This is a genomic window from uncultured Sphingomonas sp., from assembly GCF_934560975.1.
In the GTDB taxonomy this organism is placed as follows: domain Bacteria; phylum Pseudomonadota; class Alphaproteobacteria; order Sphingomonadales; family Sphingomonadaceae; genus Sphingomonas_I.
On sequence record NZ_CAKTFO010000026.1, the window covers coordinates 1 to 14018 of the forward strand.

The 14018-nt window shown below is 68.3% G+C and carries 14 protein-coding genes and 1 riboswitch; of the genes, 10 read left to right on the forward strand and 4 right to left on the reverse strand.

The annotated features are described in order from the left end of the window. Positions 1-172: 172 nt before the first annotated feature. Positions 173-610, reverse strand: coding sequence for a phytanoyl-CoA dioxygenase family protein (locus tag Q0D93_RS13140; RefSeq protein ID WP_294395148.1), 438 nt, complete (start codon positions 608-610; stop codon positions 173-175). 818 nt (positions 611-1428) lie between these two features. Between Q0D93_RS13140 and Q0D93_RS13145 the strand changes: the two genes are divergently transcribed. Further along, on the forward strand, positions 1429-1611 hold the full coding sequence (locus tag Q0D93_RS13145; RefSeq protein WP_294395150.1) for a hypothetical protein: 183 nt from the start codon (positions 1429-1431) through the stop codon (positions 1609-1611). A gap of 49 nt (positions 1612-1660) precedes the next feature. Here Q0D93_RS13145 and Q0D93_RS13150 read toward each other — a convergent pair whose 3' ends face one another. The 3 genes from Q0D93_RS13150 to Q0D93_RS13160 are packed head-to-tail and all read right to left on the reverse strand — an operon-like array spanning position 1661 to position 4475. Beyond that, positions 1661-2638 (reverse strand): NAD(P)H-dependent glycerol-3-phosphate dehydrogenase, encoded by a 978-nt coding sequence (locus Q0D93_RS13150; RefSeq protein ID WP_294395154.1) that lies wholly within the window; start codon positions 2636-2638, stop codon positions 1661-1663. Further along, positions 2635-3669 carry a tRNA (adenosine(37)-N6)-threonylcarbamoyltransferase complex transferase subunit TsaD gene (tsaD, locus tag Q0D93_RS13155; RefSeq protein WP_294395156.1) on the reverse strand — a complete coding sequence of 345 codons (1035 nt, stop codon included), beginning with the start codon at positions 3667-3669 and terminating at the stop codon, positions 2635-2637. The genes Q0D93_RS13150 and tsaD overlap by 4 nt, the downstream gene beginning before the upstream one ends. Positions 3670-3719: 50 nt before the next feature. Next, positions 3720-4475, reverse strand: a complete 756-nt coding sequence (locus Q0D93_RS13160) for an SDR family oxidoreductase (RefSeq protein ID WP_294395158.1) — start codon at positions 4473-4475, stop codon at positions 3720-3722. Positions 4476-4579: 104 nt separating this feature from the next. Here Q0D93_RS13160 and Q0D93_RS13165 point away from each other — a divergent pair, with 104 nt between their 5' ends. From Q0D93_RS13165 to Q0D93_RS13210, 9 genes are all read left to right on the forward strand, one after another. Continuing rightward, entirely contained in the window at positions 4580-4963 is a 384-nt protein-coding gene (locus tag Q0D93_RS13165) for a helix-turn-helix domain-containing protein (protein ID WP_294395160.1), read from the forward strand. Positions 4964-5033: 70 nt separating this feature from the next. After that, a complete protein-coding gene (gene hemC / locus Q0D93_RS13170) occupies positions 5034-5948 on the forward strand; it encodes a hydroxymethylbilane synthase (protein ID WP_294395162.1) in 915 nt (304 codons plus the stop codon). Continuing rightward, a complete protein-coding gene (locus Q0D93_RS13175) occupies positions 5945-6619 on the forward strand; it encodes a uroporphyrinogen-III synthase (RefSeq protein ID WP_294395164.1) in 675 nt (224 codons plus the stop codon). The genes hemC and Q0D93_RS13175 overlap by 4 nt, the downstream gene beginning before the upstream one ends. Then, a complete protein-coding gene (locus Q0D93_RS13180; RefSeq protein ID WP_294395166.1) occupies positions 6616-7446 on the forward strand; it encodes a hypothetical protein in 831 nt (276 codons plus the stop codon). Before Q0D93_RS13175 ends, Q0D93_RS13180 begins: the two co-directional genes overlap by 4 nt. An 11-nt stretch (positions 7447-7457) precedes the next feature. Continuing rightward, entirely contained in the window at positions 7458-9086 is a 1629-nt protein-coding gene (locus Q0D93_RS13185) for a glycosyltransferase family 4 protein (protein WP_294395168.1), read from the forward strand. 42 nt (positions 9087-9128) lie between these two features. After that, positions 9129-9238: riboswitch (TPP riboswitch) on the forward strand. A 32-nt stretch (positions 9239-9270) separates the two neighbouring features. Beyond that, complete coding sequence (thiC, locus tag Q0D93_RS13190) at positions 9271-11130, forward strand: phosphomethylpyrimidine synthase ThiC (RefSeq protein ID WP_294395170.1); 1860 nt, start codon at positions 9271-9273, stop codon at positions 11128-11130. Between the two features lie 99 nt (positions 11131-11229). Further along, entirely contained in the window at positions 11230-11973 is a 744-nt protein-coding gene (locus Q0D93_RS13195; protein ID WP_294395172.1) for a DUF4019 domain-containing protein, read from the forward strand. A 615-nt stretch (positions 11974-12588) separates the two neighbouring features. After that, positions 12589-13515 (forward strand): DUF2171 domain-containing protein, encoded by a 927-nt coding sequence (locus tag Q0D93_RS14900; protein ID WP_366510286.1) that lies wholly within the window; start codon positions 12589-12591, stop codon positions 13513-13515. A 247-nt stretch (positions 13516-13762) separates the two neighbouring features. Further along, positions 13763-13987 (forward strand): hypothetical protein, encoded by a 225-nt coding sequence (locus Q0D93_RS13210; protein WP_294395174.1) that lies wholly within the window; start codon positions 13763-13765, stop codon positions 13985-13987. Positions 13988-14018 lie beyond the last annotated feature (31 nt).

The window sequence follows — 14018 nt, forward strand, 5'->3', positions numbered from 1 at the left end:
CTTGGTCATCTATCGCATTGATGATCGCGGTGCCGACGGCGCTGGTCCTCACCGCCGTTTATGGGTTCACGACCTAGGTCGTGAACCTAGAAACCATGCGGCAGCTGGCGCCGCCAGCGGCGGCCACACAGCCGCTTAGTGGAAGCTGTAAGTAGTCAGACGCCGAGCCAATCTAGGCCGCCCGGCAAGTCTTCGGCCGCGAAATCCAATTGTAGCACGCGTCGGTGCACCGGGTTGGTAGCGGCTTCGGATGCATGCAGGATCGAAGTCGCGTACATCCACACGTCTCCGGCCTCAGCGATGCAGGCCCAAACGCCTCGACGTTGAACGACCTCCGGACCGCGTTGACCGCGATGCGACCATCGGTGTGAGAGGCAGGCGCAATTAACAGCGGGGCGTTGGTCGCGGGAACGTCATCCATGTGGACCCGCAGAGTGACCATACGGGTCAGAAGATCGAAGGGCGGCGCGACGTGCTGCATGCCGCCCTTGATCGTCCACGGGCCGAAACCGTCGACATCGATCCGCCGTCGCACGCAAATCGTACGATCCTGATGCCAGGCCAGCGACCAGTTCGTCTCGGCGGTCTTGTCGAACAGGATCGCTCGCACGGGGCGGCTCCCAGGCCCCAGCACGCCGGCCGCGATAGACCCGATCGAACCTCGCGGGGCGAGGAAAGGTCTCAAGCCCGCAATGCCGCTGATGCGAATGCCGGCGTGATCCTCCGGAACGTCCTTAAGTGTCGCCCGCAGGACAATCAGGTCTTGGCTGACAGCGCCCGGATACCATTGGCCCCATGATCCTTCAGGTTGAGCCGAGCGGCTTCGAGCGGGTTCTGCATCGGTCCAGCTAAGCCAACGAACGACCGGTTTCTACCATCCGGGGCCGCAAAGCGGACAGCCTGAAGTCCACCGTCTCCGGCCGTTCGGGTTTGTGAGGCTACGGCCCAGTTCGCTGGCCTAAGATCGAAACGCACGATCATCGTGCGCGAACGGCGTGATGTCGCGAGGGGCGTTCATGGACGCGGAAGCAGGGACCGCTCCATGGGCGGCCGCCCGCCTTCGTCGTCGCACGGAGGGTCACGCTTCGCGTCGCCTGGATCCCGTGCCCGCTGACAACGCGCCCTTGCTTGTGGCGTGCGGCATGCATCTTCTGGGCATGATCCCGGGAACCCGTATCGAGGCGACGGTTCATGCATCGCAGGCCGCTGCCTGTCGGGCCGATCGTGGCGACGTCCGGCTCTATGCCACGCCCATTCCCCGCGGCTCGGCTGCGGCCATGCGGACTAAGCGCCGGCGCGCACCGCAGGGCGGTTATGCGGCGAGCCCGATGCCGGGCCGCCTGGAATGGATAGGTTTGCAGGCAGAAATGGGGGGAACGTCCCGGCATCTTCACCGGTTAATGCGGCGAACTGAAAAGGAGACGTATCATGGCAAAGGATGTGGGCAAGCCCGGTCTGACGGGCTTTGGCTGGCTGCTGCTGGCGGGTGGCGCTGCCGCCTATTTCAGCAACAAGGACCGTCGCGACAAGGTGCTGTCGTCGGTGAAGGGCTTCACGGGCAAGCTCAACCCCACCGGCGCCAAGACGGATACGTCCACCCAGCAATCCTGATTGCTTGTCCCGGGGCAGCCGTGCGTCCGTAGCGGACGATCCGGCTCCCTCAGGCGCTTTCGTCGCGCAGCGGTCGGGCGAGCAGTCGCTCGACCGCTTGCGCCACGTCGGTCGCACCCAGCAGCAGGTCGGCCACCGCTTCGCTGATCGGCATCTCCACACCGACCGCCGCTGCCGCCTGGATCAGCACCGGCGCGGTGAAGGCGCCCTCCGCCACCGTCCGCCGATCCGCCATCAGTTCGGCGGGCTTGTGCCCTTGACCCAGGCCCAGCCCCAGCGTGAAGTTGCGCGATTGCTCGGACGAGCAGGTCAGCACCAGGTCGCCCAAGCCTGACAATCCCGCCAGCGTCTCCGCCTTGGCGCCGCGCGCCAGGCCGAAGCGCGTCATTTCCGCAAAGCCGCGCGCGATCAGTGCCGCCCGTGCATTCCGGCCAAGGCCTGCGCCTTCCACCACGCCGCAAGCGATGGCCAGCACATTCTTGACCGCGCCGCCAATCTCCGCGCCGATCACGTCGCTGGAACGGTACGGGCGGAAGCCGGGGCGGGCGATGCGCTCGGCCAGGCGGGTCGCCACCGCATCGTCTTCGCACGCCAGGGTCAGCGCGGTGGGCAGCCCGCGCGCCACCTCCGCCGCGAATGTCGGCCCGGACAGGACCGCGATCGGCGCCTCCGGGCAGGCCTTCGCCGCCGCTTCGGACATCAGCGCCATGCTGCCCGCCTCGATCCCCTTGGAACAGAGCAGCAGCGGCTGGGCGCCGACCCCCGCCTGCGCCAGCACGCCGCGCATATGCTGGGCCGGAGTCACCACCAGCAACGCGTCGCAGGCGGCCAGTTCGGCCAGTTCGTGGGTGGCGTGGATGTCCGGGTCGAGCGGTACGCCGGGCAGGAAGATCGGGTTCTGATGCTCGCGATTGATCGCGCCCACCACGTCGCTTTCATGCGCCCATAGCAGCACCGGCCCGTTCTTGGCCGCGACCTGCGCCAGCGCGGTGCCCCATGCACCCGCGCCGATCACCCCCAGCTTCATGCCTTCACTCCCGCGCCACGTGCTTTTTCCGCCGTCGGGTCGAGCGGCCAGCGCGCGCGCGCCGCCACGTCGAGCGGATCGGTCAACCCGGCCGCGAACCGCTCCGCCCCCGCCCAGGCGATCATCGCCGCATTGTCGGTGCACAGCCACAAAGGCGGCGCGATGAACGGCAAATCGTGGGCGGCGGCCAAAGTCTGCAACGCCCCGCGCGCCGCAGTGTTGGCCGCGACGCCGCCTGCCACCACCAGAGCGGTCGCGCCCTGTGCCGCGCGGATCGCCAATCGGGTGCGGTCGATCAGGCAATCCACCACCGCCTGCTGGAACGATGCCGCAATATCCTCGGCGCTCCATGTTCCCGCGTCGCGCGCGCGCAGCACCGCGCCCTTCAGGCCCGCGAAGGAGAAATGCGGCTCGCCTGATTTCACCAGCGGGCGGGGCAGGGGCACCGCCCAGGGATCGCCCTGCAACGCGGCCTGTTCCACCGCCGGCCCGCCCGGAAAGCCGAGGCCCAGCAGCTTGGCGGTCTTGTCGAACGCCTCGCCCGCCGCATCGTCGATGGTGGTCGCCAGCCGCCGATAGTCGCCGGGGCCGCGCACCTCCAGCAACTGGCAATGCCCCCCGGAGACCAGCAGCAGCAGATAGGGAAAGGCCAGGTCCGGCGCGGCCAGACGCGGGCTCAGCGCATGGCCCTCCAGGTGATTGACCGCGATCAGCGGTTTGCCGGTCGCCAGCGCCAGCGCCTTGCCGGTGACCAGGCCCACCATCACCCCGCCGATCAGGCCCGGACCGGCGGTGGCGGCGATCGCGTCCACCGCGTCCAGCGGCACGCGTGCCTCCGCCAGCGCGGCCTCCACCAGCGGCGTCAGCACCTCCACATGGGCGCGCGCCGCAATCTCCGGCACCACCCCGCCATAGGGGCGGTGCGCGGCCTCCTGTCCGGCCAGCTTGTGCGCCAGGATGCGGCGGTCGCTGGTGACCAGCGCCGCCGCCGTTTCGTCGCAGGAGGATTCAAGTCCGAGGATCAACGCCATCGCTTGAGCCTCTGCGCGCTTCGCCTGTCCCTTTCAAGGGCGGGCGCGGCTTACTCGCGCGCGCCGCTGTTGAGCTTGAAGAAGGTGTCGGCAAAGCGGCCCTGCTCCGTCGCCTTGTAGAGGAAATGCACGCGGCCGACCGCATTCTCGACCGGCATCGGCGTTTGTTCAAAAATCCCCATGGTTTCCGCGATATAGTCTTCCAGCGGCATCATCTGCGGATTGGTGGCATGGCCGGGCATCAGATCGGTCTGCACGCCCGGCGGCACGATCTCGATCACCTCGACATTGGTGTCCTTCAGCTGTTCGCGCAGCGACAGCGAATAGCTGTGGATTGCCGCCTTGGTGGCGCAATAGGTCGGCGTCGCCGCCAGCGGCACGAAGGCCAGGCCCGACGACACCGTCATCACCGCGGCCCCGTCCTTGGTCAGCAGGTGCGGCAGCAGCGCGCTGGTCAGCCGGATCGGCCCCAGCAGGTTGGTGGCGACGGTCGCCTCCGCCACGTCCAGGTCCTGCGCCTTCAGGTCTTCGGCGATCATGATGCCGGCATTGTTGATGACGGCGTTCAGCTCGGGATGATCCGCCACGATCCTGGCCGCGAAATCCCTGATCGCCGCCGCGTCGGTCATGTCCAGGCGATAGCCGGCGACGATGCCGTCATGCGCCTGCACCACCTCGTCGATCGCCTGCTGGTTGCGGCCGGAGATGATGACGCGATTGCCGCGTCGGGCGAACTCCTCGGCCAGGCGACGGCCGATGCCGTTATTGCCGCCGGTGACCAGGATGGTGTTGCCGCTGATCTGCATGAAGCGTCCTTTGGTGCGAGGGTTGCGCAACCCCATCTAGGCCGTCACCATTCAGGTGAAAGACGGCACCGCAAAGTTTCATACGCACCGTCGGGAAAGTGACCATGTCCACCACCGCGCCTGCTTATTCCGATACCGTCGATCCGCGCGTGGAGGCGCTGGTGACCGAATTGATCGGCCGGGTCGCCGACAAATGGACCCTGCTGGTGCTGGAGGCGCTAGAGGAACATGGGCGCTTGCGCTTCACCCAGGTCGGCCGCGAAGTGCCGGGGATCAGCCAGAAGATGCTGACCCAGACGCTGCGTGAGATGGAGCGCGACGGCTTTCTGACGCGCACGGTGCATCCGGTCGTGCCGCCGCGCGTGGATTATGAGCTAACCGCCCTCAGCCGCAGCCTGGGCGCGGCGTTTTGCGGCGTGTGGCATTGGGCCGGCGAACATCTCGACGCGGTGGCGCGCGCCCGTGTCGCCTTCGACGCACGGGAATAAGGGGCTCGGCAGGGACGCCAGCCTGCCTCATTCCATTTGGCTTTCGCCAATCGCCCGGTAAGGAGCGCCCATGCCTCACCTTCGTCTCGGCACACGCGGATCGCCACTCGCCCTGTGGCAGGCGAACATGGTCGCGGATGCCCTGCGCACGGCCCATGGCTGGAGCGCGGATGCGGTCGAGATCGTGGTCATCCGCACCACCGGTGACAAGGTGCAGGATCGCGCGCTGGCGGAGATCGGCGGCAAGGCGCTGTGGACCAAGGAACTGGATCGCGCATTGCTGGCGGGTGAGATCGACCTGGCGGTGCATTCCATGAAGGATGTGGAGACGATCCGCCCGGCGGAGATCGTGATCGCCGCCAATCCGCCGCGCGCCGACGTGCGCGACAAGCTGGTCGGCGCGGACAGCTTCGCCGCCTTGCGCGCCACTCCGCGCATCGGCACCTCCTCGCCGCGTCGCGCCGCGCAGGTCCGCCGCGCCCGCCCGGATGCCGACGTGGTGCTGTTCCGCGGCAATGTCGACACGCGCCTGCGCAAGCTGGCCCTGGGCGAGGTGGACGCGACCCTGCTCGCCGCCGCCGGGCTGGACCGTTTGGGGCGGGGCGATGTCGGCGCGCATCTGTCCATCGACACGATGCTGCCCGCCCCGGCGCAGGGGGCGGTGGGGATCGAGGCGCGCGCCGACGATAGTGCCACGCGCGCGCTGCTAGTCGCGATCGACCATGCGCCGACCAGCGCCTGCGTCCGGGCCGAGCGCGCCTTTCTCGCCGCGCTGACCGCCGATTGCCACTCGCCGGTCGCGGCGCTGGCGGTGATGGAGGATGGCGCCATCCTCCTCCGCGCCGAAATCCTGAGCGAGGATGGCGCGATCAGCGAGGCGAGCGAGGCGCGCTTCGCATCGGGCGACGATCTGGCCCCGCGCGCTCTGGCCGAGGCCATGCTGGACCGCGCGCCGCCGGCGCTCCGTGCCCTGTTCGCAAGGTGAGGTCGCTGCTCGTCCTGCGTCCCGAACCCGGCGCGGCGGCGACCCTGGTGCGCGCCGCCGCCGCCGGCGCGGACGCGGTGGCGGCGCCACTCTTCACGATCGTGCCGGTGGCGTGGACTTCCCCCGATCCGAGCGCCCATGATGCCCTGATGCTGACCAGCGCCAATGCGGTGCGGCTGGCCGGTCCCGCCCTCGCTACCCTGCTTGCGCTTCCCCTTTATGCGGTGGGTGAGGCGACGGCCGCCGTCGCCTCTGCCGCTGGTTTCGCGCGGATCCATGCCGGGTCGGCCGATGCCGCCGCTCTGGTCACGCAGATGGTTGCGACCGGCGTGAAGCGACCGCTCCACCTTGCCGGGCGGGACCATCGCGCGCCGGACGACGCCCCGATCCCCATCGTCCGCCGCATCGTCTACGCCGCCGATCCCGTCGCCGTCCTGCCGCAAACGGCCGAGACGGCATTGCGGAACGGCGCCGTGGCGTTGCTGCATTCGCCGCGCGCCGGCACGCTGCTGGCGGAGCTGGCCGCCAAGGCGGGCCTGGACCCCACCGCCCTTCGGGTGGCGGCGATCAGCGCGGCGGCGGCACGCGACTGGCCGGGCGCGGTTGTTGCCGATCGGCCGACCGACGACGCCCTGTTGGCGGCGGCCGCAACACTGTGCGACAAGGGGTGATGGACGAGCGCGATTATTATGGGCAGCCGAAGCGGCGCAGCTTCCTGCCGACCCTGCTGGTGGTTGTTCTGGCCTTTGCGCTCGGCATCGGCATCACCGCCATCGCCGTGATGCGGGTCCGTGCCGTCGCGACCTGGGTCCATCCCGCCACCACCACGGCCCCGGTGCAGCCAATCGTGTCCCGGCCTTCGCCCGTGATCGTCCAGCCCGCGCCGTCGACCGACCCGGCGCTGCCCGGCCGGGTGGATGCGATCGAGGGACGGCTGGCCGGCGTGGAGGGGCGCGTCGATGCCGCCATCGGCGATGCCGACCGGGCGGAGGGGCTGCTGGTCGCCTTTGCCGCCCGCCGCGCGCTGGACCGGGCCCAGCCGCTTGGTTTCCTGGAGGCCCTGCTGCGCGAACGCTTCGCCAAGGAGGATGCGGCGTCCGTGGCGCAGGTGATCGCCGCCAGCCAGCGGCCGGTGACGCTCAGCGGGTTGCAGCAGGAACTGGACGCACTGCGCCCGACCCTGGTCTCCAAGGATCCGGAGGAGGGGATGTGGACCGGCATGCGGCGCGAACTCGCCAGCCTGTTCGTGATCCGCCGCGCCGATACGCCCAGCCAGGCGCCGACCGACCGCTACAGCCGCGCGGCCCGCGCGCTCCAGCAGGGGGAGGTGGATGTCGCCGCGTCCGAAATCGCGCGCATGCCCGGCGCGACCGCCGCCGCCGCCTGGCTCGCCCAGGCGCGCCGCTACGTGCTGGCGCGCAACGCGCTCGACCGGTTGGAAACCGCCGCCTTGCTCGCCCCGCGCCCGCGTTCGCCGCTCTCCTCCTCCTCGAACTGAGTTTTCCGACCATGCCGGCGCATGCCGCCCTTCAATATGCGCGCAGCAGCTTCGACACGCGCGTCGGTGACATGATGGGCCGCATCATGGCGGGGGAGACGTTTCTCCGCGCCTGGGTGCGCCATGGCGGGGCCGATCCGGTCACCGCCTGGGCCGAAGACCCGCAGGATGCCGCCGGCTTCCGGCAGCAGGTGGCGGAGTTTGGCGGCACCGCCGATGTGGCCATCGCCAACCATGCCGATCTCGGGCCGTTGCGCCGGGCGGGCGCGCTGTGGCTCGCCGACCCTGCGGTGGCGGCCTATGCCTGGCGCAGGCGCTGGGACGGGCAGCGTGCCTGGAGCCTGATCGGCATTACCCACACGATCAGCAGCGATCGGGCGATGGATCGCATCGCCGAACTCGCTACCGCGCCGGTCCAGCCGTGGGACGCGTTGATCTGCACCTCGCGCGCGGTGCGCGGCACCGTGCAGACGCTGCTGGCGGAGCAGGCGGACTATCTCGCCGCGCGCCTCGGCGCGACCGACCGCTCGCTGCCCGAACTGCCGGTCATCCCGCTCGGCGTCGATTGCGATCGCTTCACGCCCGATCCGGCCGCACGCGCGCGCTGGCGCGGGCAGTTCGGCATCGCTGACGACGCCGTCGCGATCCTGCAATTCGGCCGCCTGTCGCTCCACATGAAGGCGCATCCCCTGCCGCTGCTGCAGGCGGTGGCGCGCGCGGCGCGTCGCAGCAAGCCGCGCCTGCACCTGATCTTCGCCGGCCAGCCGTCCAATCCCGAACAGGGCAAGCATTTCCGCGATCTGGGCGCCGCCTTTGCCGAGCATTTCACCACCCATTTCGTCGATGGCGCGCAGGCGGAGGCGAACACGGTCCGTTCCGCCGCCGACATCTTCACCTTGCTGTCCGACAATATCCAGGAAAGCTTCGGCCTCGCCCCGGTGGAGGGAATGGCCGCCGGCCTGCCGGTGGTGGGCAGCGACTGGGACGGGTTGCGCGACACGATCGACCATGGCGTCACCGGCTTCCTGGTGGACAGCCTGCTGCCCGCGCCCGGCGGCGGCGATGTGCTGGCGCGCCGTTATGCCAATGGGCTCGACAATTATCACCATTACCTCGCCGCCGTGGCACAGGCGACGTCGGTCGATGTCGAACAGGCGGCGGATTTCTTCACGGCGCTGGCCAACAATCCCGACCTGCGCCGCCGGATGGGCGAGGCGGGGGCCCGCCGTGCACGCGAACATTATGACTGGCCGGTCGTGATCGGCGCCCATCGCGACCTGCTCGACCATCTCGCCGGCATCCGCGCCATCGCCCCGGAGCGTGCGCCCCGCACCCGCACCGCCCAGCCCGCGCGGATGGACCCCTATGCCCTGTTCGCAGGCTACCCGACGCAGGCAATCGACGCCGACACCCGCATCGCCGCCGGGCCCAGCCGCCTGGCCGACCTGCCCGGCGACAAGGGCATGATGGTGCGCCACGCGCTGGCGCCGGCGGACCTGCTCGACCGGATGATCGCCCATATCGGCCGGGGGCCGCTCGGCATGGTCGATCTGGTCGCCGCCTTCCCCGACCAGCCGCCCGCCTTGCTGGTCAACACCGTCGCCTGGATGCTGAAGGTCGGCCTCGCCCGCCGGGTGTGAAGATTGTCCCTGTTCGCGGGCGGCAAGGAGGGATACAGTTCGGCCATTCCCCGGGGGAGCGCCGTTGCCGCGCTTGAGAGGAGGGCAGGAGCCTTCGACCCGTCGAACCTGATCCGGTTGACACCGGCGTAGGGAGGGAGAAGGGCACGCCCATTCTCCGTCCCGCCTTGGAAGGACGTAGACCATGGCCGACATTCCCGCCCGTACCGAACTGGCCGTCACCACCGGCCCGATCCGCGGCTCCCGCAAGATCCATGTCGGCCCGCTCAATGTCGCCATGCGCGAAATCACGCTGGAGCCGGGCTCGGGCGAGGATCCGGTCCGCGTCTACGATACGTCCGGCCCGTACAGCGATCCCAACGCCCGCATCGACATCATGGCCGGCCTGCCCGAACTCCGCCGCGACTGGATCCGCAGCCGGGGCGACGTGGAGGAGGTCGCCAGCCGCGAGGTTCGTCCCGAGGATAACGGCATGAAGGGGCCCGATCGTTCCGGCGGGGTGCAGCCTTTCCCCAACGTCCGCCGCCGCGTGCTCCGCGCCAGGGCCGGCGCCAATGTCAGCCAGATGCATTATGCCCGGCGCGGCATCATCACGCCCGAAATGGAATATGTGGCGGAGCGCGAGAATCTCGGCCGCGCCCGCTTGGCCGAATATCATCGCGACGGTCAGGATTGGGGCGCGGAGATCCCCGATTACGTCACGCCGGAGTTCGTGCGCGACGAGATCGCACGCGGCCGCGCCATCATCCCCAACAACATCAACCACCCGGAATCCGAGCCGATGGCGATCGGCCGCAACTTCCTGGTCAAGATCAACGCCAATATCGGCAACTCGGCCGTCGCGTCCGACGTCGCGGCGGAGGTCGACAAGATGGTGTGGTCGATCCGCTGGGGCGCGGACACGGTGATGGACCTGTCCACCGGCCGCAACATCCACGACACGCGCGAATGGATCATCCGCAACAGCCCCGTGCCGATCGGCACCGTGCCGATCTACCAGGCGCTGGAAAAGGTCGGCGGCATTGCCGAGGATCTGACGTGGGAGGTGTTCCGCGACACATTGATCGAGCAGGCCGAACAGGGCGTGGACTATTTCACCATCCACGCCGGCGTGCGCCTGCCCTACATCCCGCTCACCGCCAAGCGCGTCACCGGTATCGTCAGCCGCGGTGGATCGATCATGGCCAAATGGTGCCTGGCGCACCACAAGGAGAGCTTCCTTTACGAGAAGTTCGACGAGATTACCGAGATCATGAAGGCCTATGACATCGCCTATTCGCTGGGCGACGGCCTCCGCCCCGGCGCGATCGCGGACGCCAATGACGAGGCGCAGTTTGCCGAACTCTACACGTTGGGCGAACTCACCAAGCGCGCCTGGGAGCAGGACGTGCAGGTGATGATCGAGGGCCCCGGCCATGTGCCGATGCACAAGATCAAGCAGAATATGGAAAAGCAGCTGGAGGCGTGCGGCGAGGCACCTTTCTACACGCTTGGGCCGCTCACCACCGACATCGCGCCGGGTTACGACCATATCACGTCCGGCATCGGCGCGGCGATGATCGGCTGGTATGGCACGGCGATGCTCTGCTACGTCACGCCCAAGGAGCATCTCGGCCTGCCCGACCGTGACGACGTCAAGGTCGGCGTCGTCACCTACAAGCTCGCCGCCCACGCCGCCGACCTCGCCAAGGGCCATCCCGCCGCCAAGGTCCGCGACGACGCCCTGTCACGCGCCCGCTTCGAATTTCGCTGGCGCGACCAGTTCAACCTGTCGTTGGACCCGGATACCGCCGAGCAATATCACGACCAGACGCTCCCGGCGGAAGGCGCCAAGACCGCCCACTTCTGCTCCATGTGCGGCCCCAAATTCTGCTCGATGAAGATCACCCAGGAAGTCCGGGACTTCGCCGCAAAGCAGAATGCGCCGGTGGAGACCTTCGTCGCGGCGGGAGAGGCCGAAGCAGGGATGGCAGCGATGAGCGAACTCTATCACGAAAAGGGTCGCGAACTTTACATGGGTGCGGGTGGACGGGAGCACGACTGATCGGCAGCGATCGCCATCCAGGTACAATTCTTTTGGGGTGCCCCGATGACGGGCGCCACCCTAGCCTGCTCTTGGTGAGGTAGGCAGGATTGTGGGCATATGGTTCAGGGTTGCGAGGCACTGACTGAAAGGGAGAAGCAGGCGCTCCGTCTGCTTCTTGCCGGGCACGATGCCAAATCGATGGCGGGGCACCTTGGCCTATCGGTCCATACGATCAACGAACGCCTGCGCGAAGCCAGGCGTAAGCTCAGCGTATCAAGCAGCAAAGAGGCGGCGCGCATGCTGCGCCAGAGCGAGGACACCGACCCCGAAAGACTTGGGAACATATCTTTCGGGGAGGCCTCTCGCGCCCAAGCCGTCGAGTGTTCCGATCAGCCCGACCAAGAACCGCCGACGCCACGTCGTACGGTCTGGGCGATTGGAGGAATTGCCATGATATCGTTGTTTGCCGCGGTGCTCGCTTTATCGGCGCCCGACCAGATACCCCCGGCGAATGTCGAGGCCTGGGCCGCTGCCGAAACGCCGGCAAGCAAGACCGCCCGTGACTGGTTGGCTCTTGTTGATGCCGGTGAGTGGGCGAAGAGTTGGGCCGCAACCGCGCAATCGTTTCGGTTGTTGAACACTGAGGATGCTTGGCAGTCGGCATCAGAGAAGGCGCGTGCTCCACTCGGGAGCGTCGTGTCGCGCACATTGGTAAGCGAGGAAGACGTGCCTGCGCCGCCCCACGGCTATCGTACGGTTCGCTTTCGCACCGATTTCGCCAACAAGCATGGCGCGACGGAGACGGTTTCCCTCGACCGCGAAGGTGAAGGCTGGAAGGTCGTGGGGATCTATATCGATTGAGGCGTCACCCGGCGTTTCGGGAACTGGCCTCGGGCCGGCGGCTCGCTCCGCTACAGCGGGTACGGTGCAGACGTCGGCCAGCTCCTGCTATCGCCTGTGCCGCAGCCCGGCTGAGGAGGCGTTCGCCGCCTGGACACTGCACTCGACCAAGCGCCGCACCGCTTGGTCGAGGTCGGGTTCTACCGTGCGATCAACGGCGTCACGCATCCCATGCATGACCGCGAGGGCAGAGTGACCGGGCCGCGCGCCCAATATGATGATCATCTGCTGGTGTTGCTGCCTTGGGCGCACCAGCCGCAGCGTTGCAGCCACGCGGTACGGGAAACGCTCAATTCCAACGAGAGCGTGCCTGCCGCCGAGATGATGGACAGGCGGCTGGCCCATCATGATCAAGACGTGCCGCGCGACTATGATCCGCCGCCGCCAACGCCGGAGCAACTCGCCGCCGAGGCCGCGATGCGGGCGGCGGAGGTGCTGCCGGAAAGCCGTTCGCCAGTGCGACCTTCCGTAAGCTTTGGATCGTGCGCCGCGCCCGTGCGGGCTCGACAGGTCGCAACTCTGGAACATGCCGACTCCCCGCCCGTTACGCCGCCACATCAAAACAGGAGGCGGTGCGTGGTTCAGGCTTCGGATATTCGCGAGCATATGGAAGTGCTCGGCTCGGACGGGCAGCATGTCGGCACGGTCGACCATGTCGAGGGCAGCAACATCAAGCTTGCGCGCAAGGATTCGGTGGACGGCAAGCATCATTATGTCCCGCTGACCTCGGTGTCGCGGGTCGATACGCATGTCCACCTCAGCACCACCGCGGCTGCGGCCCTTGCCGGTGCGGCGGCGCTCGGCGGTGCGGCGGCGGCCTCCGCCGGCCATGACGACCATGGCCCGCTGCCGCCGGTCAAGAACCGCTCGGTCGATGGGGCAAAGCCGCGCGGCAATTTCTACCTGCCGTGGATCGTGGGCATCATCGGCCTGCTCCTGCTGATCCTGCTGTTCCGCAGCTGCTCCAGGCATGACGACGTGGTGACCACCACCGCCGACACCAACGTCACCGACACCAACCTGACCGACACGGCGCCGGTCGCCACGCCGCCGCTGCCGGTGGAGGCGGTGGCGCTGCCGAACGGGCAGTCGATCGATCTGGCACCGAACACGCTCAATTACGATCTGCAGCGCTATCTCGGCTCCAACGAGGCGACGCCCAAGACCTTCCAGTTCGACAAGCTGAACTTCGAGACCGGCTCGGCCGCGATCCGCGCCGAGGATCAGGCCAATGTCGATGCGCTGGCACAGATCCTGGCGGCCTACCCCAAGGCACGCGTGCAGATCGTCGGCTATACCGATGCACGTGGCGCTGCGCCGACCAACGCCCAGCTGGGTCAGCAGCGCGCCGACTCGGTGACCACGGCGCTCACCGCCAAGGGCATCGACAAGACCCGGATCGAGTCCGTCTCCGGCGGCGAGGCGAACCCGACCGACACCAACGCCACCACCCAGGGCCAGTTCGAGAATCGTCGCACCGAACTGGTCGTCACGGCCAAGTAAGCCGGCCGGATAAGCCCAAAAGGTCCGCCGCGCTTCGGCACGGCGGACCAGATGGCGCCGGATTCAACCACCGGGCGATCGCCGCTCTCCCCGCAAAGGGGCGGAGCGGCGATCGCGTATGGATCGCCGGCAAGGCTGGCGAAGACCAGACCGCCCCGCGCGCCCGGATGGTCGCAATTCGGGTCATCCGTATTCCACGCCATATTGCCATGCGGCCCCGCATCCCGCACCCTGCCGGGATAGACCCATGACCGATCAGCCCGCCCTTATCCTTGATTGCCCGCAGACGGCGCATGCCCGCATCGCGCTCGGCCGGTTCGGGGCGGAGGCGGAGTTGGTGATGACGCCAGCCGGTCTGCTCGCCGTGGGCGGGCTGGTGGTGGCGATCCTGCTGGCGGTGCCGCCGATCATTCGCGCCGCAAAGGGGCGTCCGGCGCAACCCGATCGCGGGCGGCTGCCTCGGCGATCCTGATCCGCCGACCGCTCCGCCGCGCTCCATCCGA